Origin of the sequence: Acinetobacter calcoaceticus DSM 30006 = CIP 81.8 (assembly GCF_000368965.1) — a bacterium.
GTDB lineage: Bacteria > Pseudomonadota > Gammaproteobacteria > Pseudomonadales > Moraxellaceae > Acinetobacter > Acinetobacter calcoaceticus.
This window is the reverse complement of sequence record NZ_KB849778.1, coordinates 287,831-312,717: the sequence shown is the minus strand read 5'-3', so window position 1 is coordinate 312,717 and position 24,887 is coordinate 287,831. Positions and strand designations below refer to the sequence as shown.

19 protein-coding genes are annotated in these 24,887 nt (G+C 39.2%); 11 read left to right on the top strand and 8 right to left on the bottom strand.

What is annotated here, in order from left to right:
* The first annotated feature begins 23 nt into the window (after positions 1 to 23).
* The 3 genes from F936_RS01590 (at position 24) to F936_RS01580 (ending at position 3,240) form a co-directional block, all read left to right on the top strand.
* On the top strand, positions 24 to 1,082 hold the full coding sequence (locus F936_RS01590) for an alkene reductase (protein WP_005044247.1): 1,059 nt from the start codon (positions 24 to 26) through the stop codon (positions 1,080 to 1,082).
* Between the two features lie 158 nt (positions 1,083 to 1,240).
* The gene (locus F936_RS01585) at positions 1,241 to 2,533 is read left to right on the top strand and encodes a 3-deoxy-D-manno-octulosonic acid transferase (protein ID WP_005044245.1); all 1,293 of its coding nucleotides are present in this window, start codon (positions 1,241 to 1,243) and stop codon (positions 2,531 to 2,533) included.
* Positions 2,530 to 3,240 (top strand): 16S rRNA (uracil(1498)-N(3))-methyltransferase, encoded by a 711-nt coding sequence (locus tag F936_RS01580; protein ID WP_005044243.1) that lies wholly within the window; start codon positions 2,530 to 2,532, stop codon positions 3,238 to 3,240. The genes F936_RS01585 and F936_RS01580 overlap by 4 nt, the downstream gene beginning before the upstream one ends.
* On the opposite strand, the gene F936_RS01575 is transcribed toward F936_RS01580, so the two are convergent.
* Entirely contained in the window at positions 3,237 to 4,211 is a 975-nt protein-coding gene (locus F936_RS01575) for a mechanosensitive ion channel family protein (protein WP_005044242.1), read from the bottom strand. The genes F936_RS01580 and F936_RS01575 overlap by 4 nt on opposite strands.
* 113 nt (positions 4,212 to 4,324) lie before the next feature.
* Positions 4,325 to 4,900, bottom strand: a complete 576-nt coding sequence (locus F936_RS01570; RefSeq protein ID WP_005044240.1) for a DUF805 domain-containing protein — start codon at positions 4,898 to 4,900, stop codon at positions 4,325 to 4,327.
* A 294-nt stretch (positions 4,901 to 5,194) separates the two neighbouring features.
* Between F936_RS01570 and acs the strand changes: the two genes are divergently transcribed.
* Complete coding sequence (acs, locus tag F936_RS01565; protein WP_005044237.1) at positions 5,195 to 7,144, top strand: acetate--CoA ligase; 1,950 nt, start codon at positions 5,195 to 5,197, stop codon at positions 7,142 to 7,144.
* A gap of 43 nt (positions 7,145 to 7,187) precedes the next feature.
* Here the strand turns inward: acs and F936_RS01560 are convergent, their stop codons facing one another.
* The gene (locus F936_RS01560) at positions 7,188 to 7,730 is read right to left on the bottom strand and encodes a cysteine hydrolase family protein (RefSeq protein WP_005044235.1); all 543 of its coding nucleotides are present in this window, start codon (positions 7,728 to 7,730) and stop codon (positions 7,188 to 7,190) included.
* A gap of 105 nt (positions 7,731 to 7,835) precedes the next feature.
* On the opposite strand from F936_RS01560, the gene F936_RS01555 reads away from it, so the two are divergent.
* Positions 7,836 to 8,249 carry an Lrp/AsnC family transcriptional regulator gene (locus tag F936_RS01555; RefSeq protein WP_005044234.1) on the top strand — a complete coding sequence of 138 codons (414 nt, stop codon included), beginning with the start codon at positions 7,836 to 7,838 and terminating at the stop codon, positions 8,247 to 8,249.
* A 94-nt stretch (positions 8,250 to 8,343) separates the two neighbouring features.
* On the opposite strand, the gene sfnG is transcribed toward F936_RS01555, so the two are convergent.
* The gene (gene sfnG / locus F936_RS01550) at positions 8,344 to 9,456 is read right to left on the bottom strand and encodes a dimethylsulfone monooxygenase SfnG (protein ID WP_005044232.1); all 1,113 of its coding nucleotides are present in this window, start codon (positions 9,454 to 9,456) and stop codon (positions 8,344 to 8,346) included.
* A gap of 45 nt (positions 9,457 to 9,501) precedes the next feature.
* A complete protein-coding gene (msuE, locus tag F936_RS01545) occupies positions 9,502 to 10,239 on the bottom strand; it encodes an FMN reductase (protein WP_004639934.1) in 738 nt (245 codons plus the stop codon).
* 376 nt (positions 10,240 to 10,615) lie between these two features.
* On the opposite strand from msuE, the gene F936_RS01540 reads away from it, so the two are divergent.
* Positions 10,616 to 11,266 carry a response regulator gene (locus F936_RS01540; RefSeq protein WP_005044231.1) on the top strand — a complete coding sequence of 217 codons (651 nt, stop codon included), beginning with the start codon at positions 10,616 to 10,618 and terminating at the stop codon, positions 11,264 to 11,266.
* A 45-nt stretch (positions 11,267 to 11,311) separates the two neighbouring features.
* On the opposite strand, the gene F936_RS01535 is transcribed toward F936_RS01540, so the two are convergent.
* Positions 11,312 to 12,079, bottom strand: a complete 768-nt coding sequence (locus F936_RS01535) for a hypothetical protein (protein WP_003654036.1) — start codon at positions 12,077 to 12,079, stop codon at positions 11,312 to 11,314.
* A gap of 387 nt (positions 12,080 to 12,466) precedes the next feature.
* Complete coding sequence (locus F936_RS01530; protein WP_016801800.1) at positions 12,467 to 15,964, bottom strand: hybrid sensor histidine kinase/response regulator; 3,498 nt, start codon at positions 15,962 to 15,964, stop codon at positions 12,467 to 12,469.
* A 182-nt stretch (positions 15,965 to 16,146) separates the two neighbouring features.
* Here F936_RS01530 and F936_RS01525 point away from each other — a divergent pair, with 182 nt between their 5' ends.
* The 4 genes from F936_RS01525 (at position 16,147) to F936_RS01510 (ending at position 21,195) form a co-directional block, all read left to right on the top strand.
* Positions 16,147 to 16,479, top strand: a complete 333-nt coding sequence (locus F936_RS01525) for a DUF485 domain-containing protein (RefSeq protein ID WP_003654032.1) — start codon at positions 16,147 to 16,149, stop codon at positions 16,477 to 16,479.
* Position 16,480: 1 nt separating this feature from the next.
* The gene (locus F936_RS01520) at positions 16,481 to 18,196 is read left to right on the top strand and encodes a cation acetate symporter (protein ID WP_005044226.1); all 1,716 of its coding nucleotides are present in this window, start codon (positions 16,481 to 16,483) and stop codon (positions 18,194 to 18,196) included.
* 171 nt (positions 18,197 to 18,367) lie between these two features.
* Positions 18,368 to 19,060 carry an ion channel gene (locus F936_RS01515; RefSeq protein ID WP_003654029.1) on the top strand — a complete coding sequence of 231 codons (693 nt, stop codon included), beginning with the start codon at positions 18,368 to 18,370 and terminating at the stop codon, positions 19,058 to 19,060.
* 167 nt (positions 19,061 to 19,227) lie between these two features.
* Positions 19,228 to 21,195 (top strand): BCCT family transporter, encoded by a 1,968-nt coding sequence (locus tag F936_RS01510; protein ID WP_004639924.1) that lies wholly within the window; start codon positions 19,228 to 19,230, stop codon positions 21,193 to 21,195.
* Between the two features lie 60 nt (positions 21,196 to 21,255).
* On the opposite strand, the gene omp33-36 is transcribed toward F936_RS01510, so the two are convergent.
* Entirely contained in the window at positions 21,256 to 22,155 is a 900-nt protein-coding gene (gene omp33-36, locus F936_RS01505; RefSeq protein ID WP_005044224.1) for a porin Omp33-36, read from the bottom strand.
* Positions 22,156 to 23,163: 1,008 nt separating this feature from the next.
* Here omp33-36 and F936_RS01500 point away from each other — a divergent pair.
* Positions 23,164 to 24,873, top strand: a complete 1,710-nt coding sequence (locus F936_RS01500; protein ID WP_005044222.1) for a GGDEF domain-containing protein — start codon at positions 23,164 to 23,166, stop codon at positions 24,871 to 24,873.
* Positions 24,874 to 24,887: the final 14 nt, after the last annotated feature.

Here is a 24,887-nt window from a genome sequence, read left to right as displayed (position 1 = left end):
TTAAAGTGTAAGTCGAGGCGACTATGGCTGAACTCAATACTCCTTTAACGGTTGGTGATTTTGAAATTAAAAATCGATTGGTAATGGCTCCATTAACGCGTGCGCGTAGTGGTGAAAGCCGAGTACCGAATGATTTGATGGTTGAATATTATCAACAGCGTGCAAATGCTGGTCTTATTTTGACTGAAGCAACAGTGATTGGTTCAAAAACTGTGGGTTATGCAGAAACTCCAGGATTATGGTCACAAGAGCAGGCACAGGCTTGGAATAAAATTATTGAGGCAGTTCATGCTCAAGGTTCAAAAATTGTAGCCCAATTATGGCATGTAGGGCGTATTTCGCATCCTGAGCTTTTAGATGGTGATACTCCTGTTGCACCGAGTGCGATTCAACCTGCGGGTGAAGTGAGTTTATTACGTCCTAAACGTCCATATGTAACGCCACGCGCGCTTTCAATTGAGGAAATTAAAGAGGTTGTAGCTCAATATAAACATTCAGCAGAATTGGCTAAAGCAGCTGGTTTTGATGGTGTTGAGTTACATGCGGCAAATGGTTATTTAATTGACCAATTCCTTCAAAGTAACACCAACCAACGTAATGATGAGTATGGTGGTCCAGTTGAAAACCGCGCACGTTTATTATTAGAAGTGATTGATGCGTTTATTGAAGTGTGGGGCGCTGGCCGAGTTGGTGTTCATATTGCACCGCGTGGTGATTCGCACGATATGGGTGATGAAAATCCGTTAGCGACATTTGGTTATGTCGTTGAGCAATTGAATCAACGTAATGTTTCTTTCATTTTCTCTCGTGAATATGAAGCTGCCGACAGCATTAGTCCAAAACTTCGTGAAAAATTTAATGGTGTATGGATTGCTAATGAAAATCTAACACCAGAGTCTGCAAAACGTATTTTGCGTGATGGTGAAGCTGACGCAGTATCTTTTGGTAAAGCATATATTGCCAACCCAGATCTTTTACAGCGTTTAGAGCAGGACTTGCCTTTAAATGAACTTCAACCAACGACTTTATATGCTAAAGGTGCTGAAGGTTATACAGACTATCCAGCGCTAGAAGCTTCGTAAATTTTTTGAAATGACTGTTTACTGACGTAGTTTATTTATGAACTCAGTAAATCGCTTTTCTTGTAATGGTAGAGTTTAGGTATCGAAACTCTGCCATTTTTTCTATCTATGTTATATTTTCCCCAGTTTTTAAATTTTGACTATTTGAGGCAAACCGCTTGGCGACCCCTTTTTGGTACAACACCGCACTTCATTTATTAAAACCCTTTTACCGCTGGCGGATAAAAAAACGTGCAGAAAGCCAGGAGTTATATAATCAGGAATGTCTTGAAAGATTTGGGCCGTTTGAATCTCCGAAGAATGTGAGAGCAATCTGGTTCCATGCTGTCTCGGTTGGAGAAACTAACGCCGCGCAGCCTTTAATCGAGCATTATCTTAAACTCGGACAACCTGTTTTAGTGACCAATACGACTAAGACGGGGCAGGCACGTGCCAAATCGTTATTTTTAAAAGCCCCTTATTTAGACTTGTTTCAAGCAGTTTATTTGCCTGTTGACCAGAAGCATCTTTTAAAACAATTTTTTGAGTTGTATCAGCCAAAACTTTTAGCATTGGTTGAGACTGAGCTTTGGCCAAATTTAATTGATCAGGCCAAACAGCAGCATGTTCCATGTTTATTATTAAATGCGCGGTTATCAGAAAAATCAGCGAAGGGTTATGGGCGAGTTACAGGTCTAACAGCAGGAATGCTGAAAAAAATTGACTGGGTGTTGGCACAAGATAATGCGACTCGACAACGTTATGTAGAACTTGGCTTAGATCAACAAAAAAGTCAGGTGGTTGGAAATATTAAATTTGATATTCACGCCCCTGAAGCATTTGTAAATCAGGCTGCAAAGCTACACCAGCTATGGTATTTGGGGCAACGGAAAGTCCTGACAATTGCCAGTACACATGCACCAGAAGAACAACAAATTTTGCAGGCACTTCAGCCTTATTTAAAGTCAGATCCAGATTTAGTTTGTATTGTTGTACCTCGACATCCTGAACGTTTTGATGAAGTATTTGAAATTTGCCAAAACTTAGATTTAATTACTCATCGTAGAAGTTTGAACCAAAGTATTCATACCAGTACACAGGTTTATCTAGCTGATAGTATGGGTGAACTTTGGTTATGGTACACCTTAAGTCAGGTGTGTTTTGTGGGCGGCTCTTTAAATGAGCCTGGTGGTGGGCACAATATTTTAGAGCCTATGGTTTTAAATGTTCCAACAGTAATTGGACCTCGTTATTTTAACTTCCAAACTATTGTTGATGAGTTCATTGATGAAAATGGTGTATTGATTGCTCAAAATGCAGAGCAGGTTGTGGCAATCTGGATGGCTTGTTTAGCTGAACCTGATCAGACTCAACAAGTGGTAGAGCAAGCGCATAAAGTCTTACAACGTAATCAAGGCTCATTGCAAAAACATATTGGAGTAATTAACCGGTATTTGGCCGATAAACCATGAATATCGTTTTATTAGAACCAAAAGATGCTCAGTCAGAAATATGGTCGATTCATTCAAAGCGCCAATTACAGCATTTACGTGAACATCTTGATATTACAGTTGGCCAAAATCTAAAAATTGGTATTCGTAACGGCGCACGATATATCACGGAAATTGTTTCGATTAACGAGCAAGAAGTCTGTCTCCGACCTATCAGTGAAGAAACTGTACCTGCAAAAATTCCGGTTCATTTAATTGTGGCATTACCCAGACCTAAAGTTTTACGCCGTTTAATTATGGATAGTGTGACTTTAGGTGTTGAAAAAATTAGTCTGATTCATAGTTATCGGGTCGATAAAAGTTACTGGCAGACTCCCTTTTTACAGCAAATCGACAACTACGTTACTTTGGGACTTGAGCAAGCAGGGGACACAATTGTTCCTGAAATTCAAATATATAAACGCTTTAAGCCTTTTGTTGAAGATATCTTGCCTACATTTATTTCAGAAGAGTGCCCTGCCTATGTGGCCCATCCATATGCAGAGCAAACTATGCCAATTAATATTGATCACGCCTGTAGTGTTGTGGTCGGACCCGAAGGTGGTTTTATCCCTTATGAGGTTGATTTGCTCACAAAAAACGGCTGCCAAGCAGTGAGCTTAGGCAACCGTATTTTAAGAACTGAAACGTCTATTTCTTATATTTTAGGACGCTTATTCGCAGCTTAAGCATTTGGCTTAACAGTTTCTTCAGTTGGTTGATCACCACGATACACTTTTACTTCTTGTACTGGATATGGAATTGAGATGTTATTTTCATCAAACGCATCTACAACTCTTTCCTGAATTTCACTAATCGAAGCAGAGGTGGTTGTTTCCGTTGTGTCTACCCACCAACGAACTGTTAGATTGACAGAGAAATCTGCAAGGGCCGTTACGTTGACCGAAAATGCAGGTTGGCTCAGCACATTACGGCTGTTGTCGAGTAATTTAAGAATGACAGCTTTTGCCTTTTGGACATCATCCTCATAGCCAATTCCGACTACAAATTCACAGCGGCGACGTTGATATGCAGTATTTACAGTTACTGCACTGGTGTAAACAGTCGCGTTAGGAATAACAATACGACGGCCATCGGGTGAACGTAAAAAGGTCGCACGGATTTGAATATCTTCTACGGTTCCTTCCATGTTGTTGACAATAATGTCATCGCCAATACGGAAAGGTTCGCTGAGTAAAATTAAAATACCTGAGAGTAAGTTCTGAAAGATATCTTTAAATGCAAAACCAATTGCGACGGAACCAATCCCTAGAGCACTCATTAATTGGCCTGGTGTAAACCCAGGAATCGAGATAACCAAAGCAATTAAGAAACCAAAGAATAGAATCGCTGTACTACCTACACGGTTTAAGACCAAAACGAGGTTTTGACGCGTGTAAGAGCGGTTTTCTAATGTTTTACGAACAAAGAACTTAAATAATTTGGTGAGAAGCCAAAAAATAATAAAGACGATAATCGCAATACAAATATAAGGCACACGTTCCCAGAAGCTATCCACAATTTTATCGATTGTGGTATAGGCATCATGATACTTTTCAGTATGTGCTAAAACCGTTTGAGTGGTTTTAGTACCCGCCTCTTGCAAAAGTTCGCCTGTATTTTTTGCGACATCCGTTAAGGATTTTTGTTCATCAGCCACGACAAGTCTCAATTAAAAAAAATTATGAAAGCAATTTTCGGCTTTCATCATAGTAGGAGATAAAATGTGCGCCTACTATAATGAGTTCATCTGAATAATAAAGTGTTTTTTAATTAAAAGTATTCCGTTCCTTTTTGTAAGATTTGTGTCGGTGTCTCTAGGGTATCGGTTCCTGAGAAATAATAAAAAATTCCTGCTGTTGAAATGAGGCTAATTAAAATAGCCACTAAAATAAGCCAAGCCATGAGCTTTTCTATAAACGTTGAAGGTCGAACAGGACCATATTGATTGGTACCTGCTGTACCTGAGGCAAGCAGTAAATAAATCATAAAAAAGAACTGAACAACAGGAATTAATAACAGTAACCCCATCCAGCCACTCTTATTTAAATCATGCAGACGTCGAACAACGAGAACAATATTGAGATAGATCAGAAATAGCCAAAAAGCCCAGATGACTAAAGCGCTAATGCCTGAAAGAGAGCTATAAAATTCAAAATTAAATAGATCGCTGGATAGCTGAAAACTTCCAAGAAACGAGGCCAAAATAAAGTAGCCTACTATGGTAAGCAAATAGATGAGTCCATATCCACCTAAATAGCTCATACGATTAAAGCGCCCATGAACTGAAAAAGGGCTATCTTTAAACGGGAGCTGTGGTGGGCGTGAGGAGGTTGTTTGGGCAAACATATTATTTTATTCCTGTGTTGCGTATGAGAGACAAAATAATCTTTGTTGATGATCAAAACCATCAAATCTTGAAAAAATTATAAAAGTAAAAGCTATAGACAAATGTTTTAAATCAACTTAATTTTATAAAAATGTTCACAATTTCGTATGCTTGAGTGAGTGGTTGATATATGACCAAAGTCGCATTGTTTGGACTTTGAAAGAGTCATCATACTGCAAAGGCATGCAAATAAGATCCAGTAAAATAATAGCCACAGTCTCGAGATGGGATGCACAAGATCAAGGAAGTTGCGTATGAATGAGATCTATCCAGTACCAGAGGAATTTAAAAAAACAGCTCGTACTGTTGAAGCAGACTACTTTAAACGTTATCAACACTCTATCGAGAACCCAGATGAATTCTGGGCTGAACAAGCTAAAATTGTCGATTGGATAAAGCCATTTACCCAAGTTAAAAATACGAGTTTTGACAAAGACAATTTCAAAATTGAATGGTTTGCTGATGGTGAGTTGAATGTGTCGGCAAACTGCCTAGACAGGCATCTTAAAGAACATCCTCATAAACCTGCAATTATTTGGGAAGGTGATCATCCTTCTCGCCATAAAATTGTTTCTTATAAAGAATTACATGATGAAGTCTGCCGCTTTGCCAACGTTTTAAAGAAATATGGCATTGGTAAAGGTGACCGCGTTGTGCTCTATATGCCAATGGTCACTGAAGCTGCAATTGCCATGTTAGCGTGTGCTCGTATTGGTGCGGTTCACTGTGTGGTATTTGGCGGTTTCTCACCAGACTCTTTAGCAAGTCGTATTGAAGATAGCCAAGCTAAACTTGTCATTACGGCAGACTCAAGTCTACGTGCGGGCAAGTTATTACCACTCAAAGAAAATGTCGATTTGGCTCTAGAGTTGCCGGGTACAGAGTGTGTTGAAAATGTAGTTGTGGTTTACCGTAATGCGAACCCGATTGAAATGAAGCCGGGTCGTGATTTGTGGTATCACCTTATTATTATGGAGGTTGATGCAAACTGTCCTCCAGAGCCTATGAAGGCAGAAGACCCATTATTTATTCTTTATACTTCAGGTTCGACAGGTAAACCTAAAGGCGTTTTGCATACTACAGGTGGTTATTTAGTCTATGTTACAAGTACCTTTAAAGAAGTTTTTGATTTAAAACAAGATGATGTGTACTGGTGTACGGCTGATGTGGGCTGGATTACAGGACATAGTTATTTGATCTATGGACCACTCGCAAATGGCACCACAACCTTAATGTTTGAAGGTGTGCCTCAATATCCAACATGGGCACGTCTTGGTCATGTGGTCGATAAGCACAAAGTCTCTATTTTATATACAGCTCCAACCGCAATTCGCGCCATGATGCGTGAGGGCGATACTTATGTGCGCGAAAGTAACCGTAGTAGCTTGCGTTTACTCGGTTCGGTTGGTGAACCCATTAACCCTGAGGCTTGGAACTGGTACTACAATGTAGTTGGTGAAGGCCGTTGCCCAATTGTTGATACATGGTGGCAAACTGAAACTGGCGGTATTTTAATTGCGCCATTGCCAGGAGCAACAGCTTTAAAACCGGGTTCCGCAACACGTCCGTTATTTGGTATTCAACCTGCCATTGTAGATGGTGAAGGTAATGAGCTAGAAGGTATAGCAGAAGGCAATCTAGTCATTAAAGATTCATGGCCGGGCCAGATGCGTACCATTTGGGGTGACCCTGACCGCTTTATTGAGGCTTATTTCTCGACCTTTAAAAATAACTACTTTACAGGTGATGGTGCTCGCCGTGATGAAGATGGCTATTACTGGATTACAGGCCGAGTAGATGATGTTTTAAACGTTTCAGGTCACCGTCTGGGTACGGCTGAAATTGAAAGTGCTTTGGTGTCGCATGAATCAGTAGCAGAAGCTGCGGTGGTGGGAATGCCACATGATATTAAAGGGCAGGGTATTTGTACTTTTGTGACCTTACAAGCGGGTGTTCCAGAGTCGGAAGAGCTGCGTAAAGAGTTAATTAACTGGGTACGTAAAGTACTTGGACCAGTAGCATCTCCTGATGCACTACACTGGGCACCAGCATTACCTAAAACGCGTTCTGGTAAAATCATGCGCCGTATTTTAAGAAAAATCGCGGCAAATGAGTTAGATAGTTTAGGTGATACCTCAACCTTGGCTGAACCTGCTGTGGTAGATCAGTTAATCGTAACGGTCTATCCTGATAAGCAAAACTAATTTTTAAAAAAGCCCCAAATGGGGCTTTTTTATTGAACCTTATTTAAGATTTTGCTAGAAAATCGGCAGTATTCTGTACATTCGCAAACGTACTAAGCGCAGTTAAAAAAGCAGTTTGCACGTCTTCAGCTTTTACAGTTTTTCCGTCATGGCTTAAATCACGTGTTGCGGTGGCATCTGCAATTAAGATTGGTTGATAGCCTAACTCCTTAGCGGTACGTGTCCCTGAGTCAATACACATATGCGTCATCATGCCTGTAATCACGAGTTGCTCAATTTGATGTGCTTTTAAAAGTTCATCTAAATTGGTTTCTAAAAAACTATTTGGATAATGCTTTATCACAATTAATGCGTCGTTTTGAGCGTTGAGTTCAGGGTGAAGTAAAACACCGTCGGTATTTTCTTGAAAGAAGCTCGCCTGTGGTGGGTTAATATGTTGTACATAAATAATTGGAAGGTTTTTCTCACTGAAATATTGTTCAAGCTGTTTTATTTTTTCTAGTGCTTGATCTGGCCCAACCAATTCCATTTTGCCATTTTTAAAATAATCATTTTGTACATCGATAATTAATAGTGCTTGTTTCATGAGATCACTCTTGTTGATATGAGATAAAACAAGATTATTCTCAGCCAGTAAAATCGGCTATAGTCAGATGAAAGCATTACCGCCAGTTTTCTTTCGCCATGAAAAATGAATATTGAATTAGACCCGATTGATCTAAAAATTATTGCATTACTGAAGCAAGATTCCCGTTTAACAAATAAAGAAATTGGGCAACGTGTGCATCGAACAGGGCAGGCGGTGGGCGCTCGAATTGCTCAGTTAATGGATGCTGGTATCATTAAAAATTACACAATTGCCGTGCAGTATTCACATAAACAATTTATTCATTTGCATTTAAATGAACAACGCGCATTTGAAGAAATTGAAAATTTAGTCAAGCAATATGAACAAATAGATGAATGCTTTAAAGTCATGGGAAACGCGTGTTATATGATCGTCAGCCATTTCGAACCCTCAGCATTAAATGAATTTATTGAGAAACTTTCAAAGTGGTGTCGCTATTCGGTTGAAACAGTGATTCGAGAAGTTGAGAAATCTTAAAAAAATAAAGGCTCCAAGCCGAGTCTTGGAGCCAATAAGTCTTTATTTTTAATTTATTGTTTTTATTGTCTTGCGCTGCTTTAACTGAAGTTTTTTAGGCTGATTTGGCTTGAATTTCTATCTCCTTTTCTTGTTGAAGTTCTAATTGACGTACGAGCGGTAGAACTTTTTCCCCAAAATATTCTACCTCTTCAATGAAATGTAAGAAGCCAGAAAGAATCAAATCAACACCTACATCTTTAAGTGCCACAATACGCTCTGCAATTTGTTGGGGTGTACCAATTAAATTGGTTTTAAAACCATCGTTATATTGCACTAGATCTTCAAAACTTGATTTCGCCCAGTTACCTTGTTGCTCTGGTGAGGCTGCACCTGCTTCACGTGTTGCATCGCCAAATGCATTTACCGCTTCAGTGTTGGCTTTATCAATAATTTCTTGAAGTACCGCTTTTGCTTCTTCTTCGGTATCTCTGGCAATAATGAAGGCGTTCACACCAATTTTGACATGATGGTTATTGGCTTTTGCTTTAGTACGAATGTCTTCGACTTGTTTTTGAATCTCTTCTACCGTATTACCATTGGTGAAATACCAGTCAGATACACGAGAAGCCATGTCACGTGCAGCGCGGGAGCTACCACCCTGAAACACTTCAATATAAGGCTTTTGTAAAGGCTTCGGTTTAAGTGTGTAGTTTTGGAACTGATAGTATTTACCATCGAAACTATAGTTATCAGTAGTCCAGATTCCTTTTAGAGTGCGAATGAATTCTTCAGAGCGGACGTAGCGCTGGTCATGCTCTGGCCATTCTTCACCAATCGCATCAAACTCTCCTCTAAACCAGCCGCTGACCACATTAATGGCAATACGGCCTTCGGTTAGATAGTCGATTGTTGCAAGTTGCTTAGCTGCGAGTGCCGGTTTCCAAGGGCCGGGCAGAATAGCAGCAATGACCTTAAGTTTTTCAGTTTTTGCTAATAATGCATGACTGAAACTGACTGATTCATGCTGATTTTCTGCCCCATAGCCCGCCGTAAAACGAATTTGAGTGAGCGCATATTCAAAACCATTTTTTTCGGCAGCCTGTGCAAGTCGAACATTGTAGTCGTAACTCCAGTCTGTGCGCTGCTCGACGTTACTTACTACAAGGCCACCGCTTACATTTGGTACCCAATAAGCAAATTTAATCGGTTGTTGTAATTGCGTCATGGTGCGCTCTCCCAAATTCGTTATTTTTATTTAGACATATTGCGGTTAGGCAACATGCGTTAATGATTTGCCAGACTTATGATGTAAGCGAGATTCCGCTGCATCAAGATCTGGAACGGCTGCTGAAGGTAAGACTTCTTCTTGCTCAATCTGTTTATTAATCCCAAGCTCTTGGTTCGCTTGCTGAGATTTAGATTTGATGACTTCAGCACGCTTACCTTTGGCTGGTGCCCATTCTAAAATTGGTAATGCGCGAGCTACTGCTAGCGTAATACGATCTGCTAATTGCTCACTTTTAACCGTGTATTCAGGAGTAAAGTCGCGATCTGTCGCATATACGCCAATTGGTAAAGTTTGTGCTTGGAAGAAGCTAAACAATGGACGAAGCTGATGCTCTAGTACAAGCGCATGTCGATCGCTACCGCCTGATGCTGCTAAAAGTACAGGCACATCGACCAAGGCTGTTTGCTCAACAAAATCGAAGAAATGTTTAAACAAACCTGTGAAAGAAGCACGGTAAACAGGTGTACCTACAATTAAAGCATCTGCTGCTTCAACCGCTGCAAGATCATCTTGTACGCGTTGTGGAAGTTGGTTGCGATAAAATGCACCGCCTAATAAAGGCCCAATTTCGCTTAATTTAATAAAGTGAACTTTAATATCGATTGCTTCAGATAATTCATCAAGAATGGCTTGAACCAGACTTTCCGTTTTAGATGGGGTATTTAAGCCACCAGAAACAGCAACAATATTCAAAGGTTTTGGTGATGTGATACCAGTCATAATTTGGTTCCTAAGCCTAAAAAAGGTGATTGGACCTATTAATCAACAACGACGGTAAACTGTAAAATAACGAAATTGGTCAACCTTATCTGTTTTAAATATAAAAGATAAATAGTGGATTTTTATACTTTGTATTTTTACTAAGTTGTTGTTTTTATTTTATATAATTATTGGTGATATATTTTTTATAATAAAAAGGAAGCTTATATAAAAAACAGATTAATTTTGATTAAAAGTTAAAAAACATCTGAAAATTTTTGCTAAGTTCTGCATTTATCAACATTTTGCATAAAAATGGATAAGATGAACGTATCTTTCATCTAAATAGTAGGGTTACAATAGGCCATAATTATGCTCAAGATTACTTTAATCGCTTATGAATATTTTAATCGTTGATGATCATCCTTTGTTTCGTCATGCTTTAATTCAAGCAGTACGTTATAGCCTGCCACAGGCACAAATTCATGAAACAGCTTCGGTTGATGAGTTTTATGAGCGTTTGGAAAATGGGGCAGAACCTGATCTGGTATTGCTCGATTTAAATTTACCGGGTGCTTCAGGCTTTTCTGCTTTGGTTTATGTGCGAGCACAGTATCCAGCTATTCCAATTATTGTGGTTTCTGCACATGAAGAAACTTCAATAATTCAGCGTGCGATTGCACATGGTGCGATGGGTTATATCCCTAAATCTGCGCATCCAAGTCATATTGGTGAAGCGATTCGTCAAGTCTTAGAAGGTGATATCTGGTTACCACCTAACTTGCCATCTAATCTTAATCTTGACCCTCGAGCGGCAGATGAAACTGCATTGGCAGAACGTATTCAGTCATTAACACCTCAGCAGTTCCGTGTTTTGATGATGGTTGCAGAAGGCTTATTAAATAAACAGATTGCCAACGAGCTCGATGTTTCAGAAGCAACGATTAAAGCCCATGTAACAGCTATTTTTAGAAAATTGGGTGTGCAAAACCGGACACAGGCGGTACTGGCAATTAGTGCATTAAATATTGAAGATAGAAAAATCTAAAAATTAAAAAAAGACCTCAATTGAGGTCTTTTTTATATGTGTGAATTAAGCAAGGCAATCTTGTTTTGGGGTTAGGCTGTCGCAGTACAATGGGTTGAGTGCGCATTGCAAATCATCAATTTGTTCTTGCGTCACATAACGTTTCATTTTTAAATATTCAGCTACGCGGTCATCACGCAAGCTTAAGAACGCCGCATCATAAACACCCAAATCAACAAACAGGGCAGCTGTTTCTAGGCTGTTGAATCGATCAAGGAAAATATCGTTGCCATACATTAAGAAGATATGGTCGAGTTTTGCTTTTGCATCAACATGTAGACGTTCAGCAAGTTGATCTGGATGAGTCTTAATAAAGAGTAAGTCAGAGAGTTCATCAAACTGAGTCATGTCTAACTGATTTTCTCCGAGTTTGACATGGCCAAGCCAAGCTTTGAAAACGAGTACAGCCCCTCCTCGAAGTAGCATGCTCCAGATTTGATGACGCGTATCATGATCTAGATTTTCACTTTCCGCAGTGAGGACTTGTAAGAAGTTTTCTTCTTGTTGACCTAATTTATCAAATAGACCCAAACCTTGTGGATGGTAAGCTGCTGGGGCAAATACATCAAAATTCAAATCATGAAAAATATTGAGCGCGAGCGGAACAGCACACTGATAAATGGTATTTAATGCTTTGATATGTGCTTCATTGAGTTTGCTATTGGGAAAAATGCTTTGCCAATCTAATTCAGGAAGTAAAGCATTGGCACTGTATTGACGATAAAACTGTTGAGATGAGAGTTGCCCTTGTGGGGATGTATCAAAAGTATTCATGGCAATAGTCCTTTGCATTAATAAGTTGGTATGGATGTTTTATAAATTGGGAATGGGTTTAGAAATTTTGAAGCATATAAAATTCACATCGATTATTTATGGAACATGAAGAATGCAAGTGGAATACGACTAAAGTTATATATGGGAGTTTTTGGTTTATTTTCTTTTAAAAAATATAAGCTTATTAAATTGTAACTAGGTGTACACGTGTTCACTTACAAAAAAGGTGGGCTTTGCCATAGGAAAAGAGGCATTGGAAAGTTTGGTCAATTATTTCTTGGGTAAAAGTAGACTTTTTGAGCAGTTCTGCCTATTGGCTTAAATTAAGCCAATAATTTTTGCCAAGGATCTCTCCCAAACCTATAAAAAGTCTGGAAGAGAAAATATTTAATCTGCTGCACTGGCAATTTTAAGCCCAGATAACCAAGCTCTTAATGAAGCAGGTTTAAGTGGTTTCTTGAGTAAAACAATATTCAGCTCTTTAAGCTGCTGAGGTAACTCGGGGTGAGAGTCAGCGGTAATTAAAGCAACTGGAATATCCTGCTGTCGATTTTGCATAATAAAATCAACGCCGAGTTGGTTGTTATTCAGGTGCTGGTCGATGAGCCAGACCTGAATATTTTCCTTTTGAATAATCTCAAGCGCTTGTTCGGGTTCAGTGGCTTTAAAGACCTGATAGCCCCATTTACCTAATAAACTACTCATACCTTCTAAAATAGTTTCATCGTTGTCCAGACATAAAATACGATAGGCTTTGGTTTTTAAAGGTATGGTCTGGACAGTCGGGGTAATGACTTTTGGCGCTTCTACGACTGGAACTTCAATCATAAAGCATGAGCCTTTATCAAGTTGCGAGTAAACATGAACAGGATAATTCAGCAAACCTGTCATACGCTGCACAATAGCAAGCCCTAAGCCTAGACCTTGCTCACCCCAAGGTGACAGATGTCCACAGCGCTCGAATTCTTGAAACAGTTTAATTCGCTGTTCTTCCGCAATTCCTGGTCCTGTATCCCAAACACCAATTCGGATATGCCCTGACTCTTGTGCCGAGCGTAGAACACCCACAACCACTCGACCTTTTGCTGTATAGCGTAAAGCATTACTGACAAAGTTCTGAATAATACGTCGAATCCACTGTGGATCTGTGTCAATCCAAAAAGATACATCATGAACTTTCAGTGAAATATTTCGCTGAGCAGCAATCGATTTAAACTGTAGTTCAAGATCGCTGAGTAAATCATGCAAAGGATAGGGTTGTCTTTTTGGCTGTATGCTACCGCCTTCTAAGCGGGCAATATCGAGTAGGGCAGAGAGCATGCTTTCTGCACCATATAGAGCACGATCAAGTTGCTGCAAAGTCTGACGGTCTTCTTCTGTTGCAATGCTCTGTTCAAGAACGGTGCTAAACAGGCGAGCGGCATGCATGGGCTGTAATAAGTCATGGCTTGCCGCAGCGATAAAGCGGCTTTTCGACATATTTGCCATATCGGCTTGTTCACGTGCAAGTTGTTGTTCGGTTAAGGCATCGGCAAGCTGCTGGGTTCGGTTTTTTACTCGGGCTTCGAGTATTGCTTTATTCGCACGGAAGGCGGTAATTTCGGCAAACGTAGTAACAAAGCCCCCGCCTGAAATAGGGTTACCCCGCATTTGAATAACCCGACCATCTTTACGGATACGCTCAAATTCATGAGCACTTCCAACTTTCATCCAGTGCAACCGTTTGCGTACATGCTCTTCGACTGAACCAGGGCCACATTCACCGCGTTCAGCGTTATAACGAATTAAGTCTGCAATTGGACAGCCGACGTACACCAAGTCTTTAGGGTAACCAAACAGTTTTAAATATTGGTTATTCCATGCCACCAGACACATGTTTTTATCAACTACGCTAACACCTTGGGTCATGTGGTCAATCATGGTCATGAGTAGGTTTTGGTTAAAACGTTGCCATTGCGAGGCTTGGTCCAGAATATTAGCAACTTGACCTAAAGCCAGACCATTATTAATCATTGCTGTAGTGAGCAAAGTACGTGCAGAGGCTGCCCCAATAATGCCGGCTAGATATTGCTCGGTAAACCGCCACCACATACCATTCGCAATGCTATTTTCATTAAGTATTAAATGATTTTGTTCACAGAAATTTTCAAAGGCTTGAGTTGTTGGTTGCTCACCAGTAATTCTTTTGGCAAGTGCAAAGAGATCACCTACTTTTAAACGTGCTGCATCATGCGGTAAATAGGTTAAATCGGTAGAGGTGTGCGGTGATGGCAATGGTTTTGTTTCATAATAGAAGAAACTTTCAGCCTGAATTTGCTCTGCTACACTTGGGCGGTAGAGTTTAGAAATCCAGATATATAAAAGAATATTTAAACCAAGCGACCAAATGACACCATGTGTGAGTGGTGCAAATGATTCAAAGCCAAATAATGATTCAGGGCGTAGCGCATTGATTCCAAAAGGGCCAAAAAGCAAAATACTCTGAGCCGCTTCCTGATAGGCTTCGGGCAAACTACGTAAGATCGTTGGAAATAATAGCGTATAACTCCACATTAGAAATCCAATGATGAGTCCTGCATATACACCCTGACGACTTCCACCACGCCAGTACAAACCACCAATAAGGGCAGGGGCAAATTGAGCGACAGCACTAAAAGCCAATAAACCAAATACTGAAAGCTGGTTAATATCATTAAAGAAATGAAAGAATAAAAAGCCAAGTAGCATCACTGCAACAATACTAATGCGGCGACTAAACTTAAGAACTTTAGGAAGATGCTTATCATGGCGCGAGAGCACTTTAAAACGCCAGAGCGCAGGCATAATTAAGTCATTACTTAGCATGATAGACAGGGCAACTGACGAAACCAGTAACATGCCTGTCGATGCAGAGAACCCACCTAAAAAAGCCAGTAAAGCCAGCCCTTCTTGGTTATAGCTAAGCGGCAATGACAACACGGCAACATCGGGTACCGTTAAGAACTCCGGTGCTGCATGCAACGCCCAGCTTGCGATCGGAATAATGGCTAAAATCGTTAAAATGAGGTAAACCGCAAACCATTTACGTGCACCGCGAATATGCTTTTCATCACGTAATTCGACAACCGCCACATGAAACTGACGTGGTAGGCAGATAATTGCTAAACCTGCCAATAAGGTCTGAATCCAGAATGTTTCAGGTACTCCAAATAACTGAACTTCCTGAAAGGTTTGGTTTACATCGGCTGTAACTTGGACTAGGTTCGCTGGTGTTTCAAAAATAAAAAATAAAGCGACGCAAATGAGTGCGAATAATTTTACAAAAGATTCAAATGCGACGGCGAGCATGAGGCCGCCATGTTGTTCGGTATTTGCGATTTGTCTTGTACCAAAAATCATGGCCAAAATAGCAAGTACACTGGTTAAAAGCAAAACACTATTGGTGGTTGTATGGATATGAGCATTCTGTTCCATAATGACAGACGTACTTAAAGCAATCGCACGTAGCTGTAGGGCCAGATAGGGGATAATTGCGATTACGGCCAAAATGGTAACCAGTGATGCCAATACCCCACTTTTCTCGTAACGTGCAGCAATAAAGTCAGCAATTGATGAAATAGCATGGTGTTGGCGTACTCGACCTAAACGTCGCCAAATGTCATAGCCGAACCAGACAAATAAAAGTGGACCTAAGTAAATCGGTAAGAAAATCACGCCTTCGCGAACAGCGGCTCCAGTTGCGCCGTAAAATGTCCATGATGAGCAGTAAACACCTAAGGTTAAGCTGAACAAGAACATGCGGCCACGTGTACTCAGACGGCTGGCATGCTTTTCACCAAAAAAAGCACAAATAAATAAGAGTGCTATATAAAGGGTGAGTACCCCAATAATCAGCCAGCTGTTCATATGACTCACATGATTAAAACCTTGTGCCTATCATACCCCAAGCAGAAACAAAGCTATAAATTGATTAAATTTTAACGACCAAAGTCTAAGTTACGAATTACACGGAATTTTGCTAACTTAAATCCTGAGAAACTACTATTAAAAAAGTGGCCAAGGCTGGGCACTGGGCAAGGAGTTTGGTTATGGATCAGAACCAAGTAGAACAGATTCTACGCAATCCAAAGTTTCAAAAGATGGTTAAGAAAAAAAGTGCATTAAGTTGGACGCTCACAGTCATTATGTTAGTGCTTTATGTGGGCTTTATGCTGCTTGTGGGCTACAACAAAGAGTTTTTGATGAGTTCATTTAGTGGTGGTGTAACGACATGGGGAATCCCGCTAGGTTTAGGAATTATTGTTTTATCTTTCCTACTGTGTGGTGTGTATTCCTTCATTGCAAATCACACCCTTGATCAGTTGAGTGAAGAAGCGTTGAAGGAAGTTGAAGCCATCACGCACGATAAAGGACTACACTAATATGAAATGGAATTCATTAAAGGCGAAAGTCTTGCTGACAGCAGCATCGCTATATTCAACGGTAGCTATGGCGGGTCCTGACTTAGGTGAAGCTGAGCAACAGGCGACTAACTGGCATGCCATCATCATGTTCTTAATTTTTGTTGGCTTCACTTTGTTTATTACTAAGTGGGCTGCAAAACAAACCCAATCAACACAAGATTTCTATACCGCAGGTGGTGGCATCAGCGGTTTCCAGAATGGTCTGGCAATTGCTGGCGACTATATGTCTGCCGCATCCTTCCTTGGTATTTCTGCGTTGGTGTTTAGTTCGGGCTTTGATGGCTTACTTTACTCGCTTGGGTTTATGGTAGGTTGGCCAATCGTTTTATTCTTAATTGCAGAACGTTTGCGTAACCTTGGTAAATATAACCTTTCAGATGTGGTTTCATTTCGTCTTGAAGAAAAACCAGTACGTACTTTAGCTGCAATCAGTTCACTTGTTGTTGTGGCATTCTATTTGATTGCTCAAATGGTAGGTGCGGGTCAGCTCATCAAATTACTATTTGGTTTGAACTACAATATTGCTGTAGTCATCGTTGGTCTATTAATGATGGCCTATGTAATCTTTGGTGGTATGTTGGCAACGACATGGGTACAAATTATCAAAGCGGTAATGTTACTTAGTGTCGCAACCTTCATGGCATTCATGGTCATGAAAGGAGTTGGCTTTAGTTTCAGCAACATGTTTACCCAATCAATTGAAGTATTCAGTAAAGTGCATGATGTAAGCTTGACCGATGCTGCAAAAATTATGGGGCCAGGTAAACTTGCTGCAAACCCGATTGATGCCTTGTCTCTTGGTTTGGCATTAATGTTTGGTACAGCTGGTTTACCGCATATTCTTATGCGTTTCTTTACAGTAAAAGATGCAAAAGAAGCGCGTAAATCAGTTGTGGTTGCGACAGGTTTTATTGGTTACTTCTACCTTCTAACTTTCATTATTGGTTTCGGTGCGATTCTTTTCGTATCAAACAATCCGCAATTCCTTGACGTTGCAAAAATGGCAGTAACAGGCAAACTTGAGCTTGTTGGTGGTAACAATATGGCAGCTGTGCATTTAAGTGACGCTTTAGGCGGTGACTTATTCATGGGCTTCATTTCAGCAGTAGCGTTCGCAACCATTCTTGCTGTTGTTGCTGGTTTAACACTTTCAGGCGCATCTGCAATCTCTCACGATTTATACGCTAACGTATTCAAAAAAGGTCAAACGACGCCTGCTTCAGAGCTTCGCATGTCAAAAATTGCGACACTTGGTTTAGCTATTTTTGCCATGATCTTGGGTATTTTGTTTGAAAAACAAAACGTGGCGTTTATGGTAGGCTTGGCATTCTCTGTAGCTTGCTGTGCAAACTTCCCAGTTCTTGTTCTTTCAATGTTCTGGAAAGGTTTAACGACTCGTGGCGCAGTTATTGGTGGTGTGGTTGGTCTTGTAACAGCAGTAGTATTGATTGTGCTATCTAAAGCAGTTTGGGTAGATACTTTAAAAATCTCTGATACACCAATCAATCCATTCAATGGCCCTGCATTATTCGCAATGCCGTTGTCTTTCCTTTGCTGTTGGTTGTTCTCGGTTACCGATAACTCAGCACGTGCTAAAAAAGAGCGTGCTGCTTTCGATGCTCAATATGTTCGTTCAATGACAGGTATTGGGGCATCTGGTGCATCGGATCACTAAGTGCAATATTGCTATCTAATTCTTAAAAAAAGCCCTACGGGGCTTTTTTTATACTTATTTAATTTTCAATTTAGGGTTTAGATATTAATAAAGAACAACTTGTTTGCCTTGTTTTGTGTACAGTATGATTTGCTAGACCTCAAAAAGCATAATTAAATAAGGAAAATAATAATGCGATCTATCATCGAGTTCTGGGCGAGCTTTCGATTGCTACCGTCTGCATGGTTGCTGCTTGTGCAATTTATCTTACTCATTTTGGCTATGCTGACTTTTCATGATGTATTTTACCGCACCCTAACATGGGCTTTAGGAGTGCTGGCCTTACTCATTATTGCCAAGGTTATTCGTCAAACCCCAATGTTTACTTTTCTCGGGTTAACATTTGTGAGTGGGGCGATTATATCTTCGGTATTTATTTTATTGGGTTATGGCAATTTATATGTTCAGGTTTTTGCACATGGCTGTGAAGCGCTAGCCTACTTTTCAGCAGCTTATGGCTTATTTCGTTATATGTTTGCCGATCAGTATTTAACAAGAGATGAGTTGTTTGCGGCAGCAGCAGTTTTTACGCTTATTGCTTGGGGTTTTGCATTTTTATATAACATTTGTCAGCTTATTCTTCCGTCTAGCTTTCAAAATCCAAATAACGTTCACCATTTACAGACGTGGTTAGACCTATTATTTCTCAGCTTTAGCTTGCAATCGGCTACAGGTTTATCTGACTTAATGCCTCTGAGCCCACCAGCGCGCGTTTTAGCCATGCTCCAAATGTTCTGTGGAGTTATGTATTTGGCTTTAATCGTAACGCGATTAATTGCTTTACAATATATTACCCACCTCCCTAAAAAAAATTCAGATAAATAATGGAGGAGGTGTTTTAATTTATTTACACCTTTGTAACTGCAATATTCTTTAAGTTTATTTAGAGTGTTATCGGCTTTCTCTATTGAAAGCCCTAGCTTTGTTCATTCTATGAATATCTTATTGGCATTTAAGCCTGTCACTCGTCATTAAAATAACATGGAGGATTTATGCCTTCCAAACAGTCCGGTTGGTTCGCAAACGTTAATCCTAACGTATTTTTTGGTACGGTCATTATTATTGCTTTGTTTTTAGCAGTAGTGGTGATTGCTCCGAGTTCTTTTGAGCTTCTAACGCAACAATTAAAACAATGGATCACTGATTCATTTAGCTGGTTTTATGTTTTATCTGTTGCTTTCTTTCTCATCTTATTGATTTATATCGCCTGTTCATCGATTGGACGCATTAAATTAGGGCCTGATCATAGCCAGCCTGATTATAATAATGGGTCCTGGTTCGCCATGCTGTTTACAGCAGGGATGGGGATTGGTTTGATGTTCTTCGGTGTTGCTGAACCCGTCATGCATTACGTTACCCCGCCAAGCGGTGAGGCACAAACCATTGATGCAGCACAGCAAGCACTAAGAGTAACCTTTTTCCACTGGGGGTTACATGCGTGGGCGATTTACGCTGTAGTCGGACTGGCTTTAGCTTATTTTGCCTATAGACATAATTTACCTTTGAAGACCCGTTCCGCACTTTATCCTCTGATTGGGAAAAAGATTTATGGTCCATTGGGCGATAGCATTGATATTTTTGCAACGATTGGAACGGTATTTGGTGTCGCGACATCTCTTGGTTTCGGCGTAACGCAGATCAATTCTGGTTTGCATTATTTATTTGGTGTAGAGCAAAGTACCCATATTCAAGTTCTACTCATTATTTTTGTGAGTATTTTGGCCTCTTTATCCGTATTTCTAGGTTTAGATAAAGGGGTAAAACGTTTATCAGAAATAAACTTAGTTCTCGCTGTAATTCTCTTAGTATTTATTTTTATTGCCGGCCCTAGCATTTATTTACTCCAAACCACTATTCAAAATACTGGGCAATACCTCTCTAACCTTTTTACCATGACGTTCAATTTATATGCCTATCAGCCAAATGGATGGATTGGGGGTTGGACGATCTTGTATTGGGCTTGGTGGATTTCTTGGTCGCCATTTGTTGGAATGTTCATTGCCCGCGTATCACGTGGTCGTACCATTCGAGAATTTATTGTTGGGGTTTTGCTTATCCCAACTGGCTTTACCATTATCTGGATGGGCTTTTTAGGAAATGCTGCGTTATTTAGCATTATCCATGAGCATCAAACCACCTTAATTCAGGCGGTTCAACAAGATTCATCAGTCGCATTATTTGAATTTCTAAATCATTTACCTTTCTCTGGGGTAATGAATGTCTTAGCAACTGTTTTAGTGGTTTTATTTTTTGTGACCTCGGCCGATTCAGGGGCATTAGTTACTGATTATTTAACTTCAAAAACAGAAAATTCACCGACTTGGCAGCGTCTGTTCTGGACAGTACTTATGGCTTTACTTGCCATTATTCTGTTGTTGGTCGGTGGGTTGGCTGCGCTTCAGTCCTCAATCATTATGAGTGCATTACCATTTACTGTCGTCATGCTGTTAATGAGCTGGGGATTAATCAAAGCATTGCATCTTGATGTCACTAAAATGACTGCTATTCAGGAAGCACGAATCACACCGCGTGCTATTCATAATCCACGAAGCTGGCAACAGCGTCTAGGATTAATCATGCACTATCCTCATAGTGAAGACGAAGTAAAGCAATATATTGAAAATCAGGTAAGCCGTGCTTTTGAAAATATTAAGCATGAGTTGAAACGCCGTCATTTAGAAGTTTCAATTAGTCAGCTTGAAGATGGTATGCAGCTTAGGGTAGACCATCACAATGAAATTAATTTTATTTATAAAGTTGTTTCACGTGAAACATTGCCACCAAGTTTTCTTATGGGGCGTATAGAAGCAGAAGATGGGCAATATTTTCAGGCTGAAGTGTTTTTACGAGAAGGTGGCCAGAACTATGATGTAATGGATTGGACGCAAGAAGATTTAATTCAAGACATTATTGATCAATACGAACGTCATCTGTATTTCTTAAATATTGTACGAAGCTAATATTTAGGTATAAAAAAAGGACTCAATAGAGTCCTTTTTTAATTCGATTTCTAAATTAAATTAGAAACGGAATTTAGCATTTAAGCCGATAGTTTGTGTATCGTAGCTAGACTTTTTAACGTCAGCTTTCATGTACGATGCACCAACTGCTAAAGCTGGAGTAATGAAGTAGTTTACGTTACCACCCCAAGCTTGACGGAATTCACCAAGGTCATTACCTTTGATGTCAGCTGCACCATCGTTACCAACGAAAGATGCGCCAACACTTAACTTAGGAGTTAAGTAAAGGTCAGTTTTTAAACCGTATTGGTTTTCTTCACCGAAAGCACCAGCAGCTTCAAAACCAATTGCCATGTTAGTTCCATCGATTGGACCTACATATTTAGCACGTGCTGTAACAGCATCTTGGTCATCTTGAATCGCAGCAGTTTGGTTTGCAGCAGAGTAGATACCGTTGCTGATGATGCCAAAGTTATCTAAAGCGAATTGGTTAGCAACACTTGTATAACCAACAGTCATCAAGAAGTTAGGTAACAACATAGCACCAACTTCTAATGCATAACGGTCACCGTTGTCATCTTTAGAGAAGTTGTTTTTACCATCAACATCAGTGTGGTTGTAAGTTGCGCTAGCATATACAGGAAGGTAAGGAGTAGGAACGTAAGCCTCGCCTTTAACACCGTAAGTACCAATGTGGTAGTTTACGTTGTTTTGGTCATACTGTTGGTAGCTATAACCTAAAGATACGCTAGAAGCTTGATTCAAGAAAGCTGCTTCAGCTAATGGACCTTTAGCGGTATCAACATTTTTTAAATAGAATGTACCAGCAACGTCACCAGTGAAGTTTTTATCGTTTGCAGTTGTGTCAACATATTCTGATTGACCTTGAACTTCAAATTGATAAGCATGAGCACCGGTCATGGCTAATAATACAGCAGTGGCTAAACCAAGTTTTTTCATAATCATTTCCAGCAATAACAAGAGATAAAGCTGGGGTCATTGTATTGTAACAATTTATGAAGTCAATAATGAAAAAAAGGAATGTTAAAGATATTTGACACTTATGTTAAAATTGGTGAAAAACTAATCAAATGAAAAGTAAATTGTCAACCTGATAAAAAAATGAACATTTACAAGAGGCTAATAATTATATTTCATAGGGAGTTTAGAAGTAAATGTTTAAAAGTTATTACAATTGTGATTGGAAAAATAGATTATATTAATCGGTTTTAACATTAATGAAAGTATAATATTGTTTACAATGCGAATAAAAAAACATCGTTTTCTTGTCGAATTTGTAATATTTTGAGCAATAGTTAACAATATTTAGATTAGTTTAACTAAAAAATTTAACTATTTTTAATTATTATATAAGTGAATAAGATAAAAGAAATCTCTATTTTAAGTTGAAAAATCGATTAAATTTTGAATTCTGATTAATTTAATCGACTTTACAAAAGTAGAGATAAGTCACATAATTCAATTGCAAAGTTCACTACCTAACGTTTTTAGGGTTTAAAGTGCTTTCCCAGATACGATGTGTGTAGCACATCAGATTTTATGAGCTCAGCTTTCCCCAAGGTTGAGCTTTTTTTTATCTATAAGAAAATCTTAAAATTATAAGAAAAATTATATGAAATTTATTGGAAAATAATAGATCAAAAAGAACCCAGCTAAAAGCTGGGCAGTGGATGCTGGGAGAAGTGCATCCAAGAGGATAACTAAATATGTTTTACTATCATTGCTAAAAATTTTTAATCTGTAAAATAGAGTTTTTTTATAAATATCATTTAATTTTTCGATCCCGTTTATTATTTAAGCTTACTAAAATGTAGGAAACGTATAATTATTAAAAGAGAAATGAAGGGTTTATTGATGAAATTCTAGTTATTAAAATGCTAGGATGGATTTAAGCCTAATTTATATCGTAGTAAAAATGGCAGGACATTTACGGAGTACCAGCTAGAAATGTCAGGGTTACGTTCAGAGCATATTAGTAATCGACTGTTCTTTTTTATGCTGGTTATTATTTTGTCCTTATTATTCATGGCGATCCCCCTCATTGTGGGAAGCTATCAGGATTATATAAAAACTAGACAAGCCTTAGCCGAAATAAAAAGCTTAAGAGCTGTAGCCGATATTGCCTATAAAGTTTCTAAGGAGCGTGCTCCAGCCAACAAAATGATGTCGAGCAGTCCTCATGATTTATTAAAGAATCAGCAAGAATTAAAAAAATTTCGTTTAATTGTCGATGCGCAAATTGATACAAGTATCCTTATCTTACAACAAGCAGGTTATGTTTCATTAGCAAATGAGCTTCAAACCAACTTCAAAGAAAATCTTAGACAAGCGCGGCATGTGGTCGACTATTATGGTGAAATTCCATATGGAGCGCGAACTTCCGTCCAAATGGATAATGCCATTTTAGGGATGTTTGGAGCATGGGATAATTGTAGGGAAATACTGCAAAAACTGATGTTGCAGCTAAAAAGTAAAGATAGCCGTATTTCTAATTACTTTACGTTGATTATAGTTCTGACCGATATGCGAGATCAGGCTGGACGTATGGCATCTAATATTATTGCTCCTGTGAGCTTTAATGAAGAAATTCCAAGTAATAATCGTGCGCGTTCTCTACAAACTCAGCATCAGTCTAGATATTTATGGATTTTGGTCGATACCTTGCAGCCTGAACAGGCAAAGACCCCAGAATACCGTCGGTTATATTCCCGAGTGAAATCAGAATTTATCGACAAAGGTATTCCGATTGTAGAAAAGTTATTAGAAGAAAGCCAAAAGGGGGAGCCATATTATTTAAATGGCACTCAATTGACAGAAGCAATCGTGGGTAAATTTACCACTGTGGTTGATTTACAAAGTTATATTCTTGATGAAAGTGTTGTAATTGCCACTCAAGAAAATGTAATTGCTCGAAATGATTTTCTCTTAACGTTATTAATTTCTTTAATTTCTTTAGCCACAGCGTTACTTACACTTAATTATGCGCAAAGAAGAGTGTTTTCCCCTTTAATTAAAGCGAGGACTTTAATTTTAGATTTATCGCATAGTTCTGATCATTGGACAGATGAGATGAATGTAACAACAAAAGGTGAATTTTTTTCCCTATTTGAGGCGATTGATCGATTACAACGTATGTTGCAACAACGCGATGCTTTTGAATTTCAATTAAAAAATATTGCTAATACAGACCCATTAACTGGTGTGTCCAACCGTCTCGCTTTATCTGAATATTTAAAAATTGTTGAAAGTTACCCTCAAAAATTTACGCAGACTTGTTTAATGATTATAGATATTGATCGTTTTAAACAGGTGAATGACCAATATGGGCATATTGTAGGTGATCATGTCATTGTTAATATTGCTGAGCAATTAAAGCAAAATATAAGAAGTTCAGATTTAATTGTTCGTTATGGCGGAGATGAATTTTTAATATTATTAGAGCAGGTGCAATTTGTAGATGCGCGACTTTTAGCAGAAAAAATTCGGATTGCGATTTCTTTACAAGAAATTGATTTGTCCGGTTCAGATGAAAAATTGCATGTGTCTGTCAGTATTGGTTTTGCGATAGGAGCGGCGAGTTGGATAGAACTCTTAGAGAGAGCTGACCGTTCACTATTAAGAGCTAAGGCCCGAGGACGAAATGCAGTTGAGGGATAAAAAAGCCGGAAATG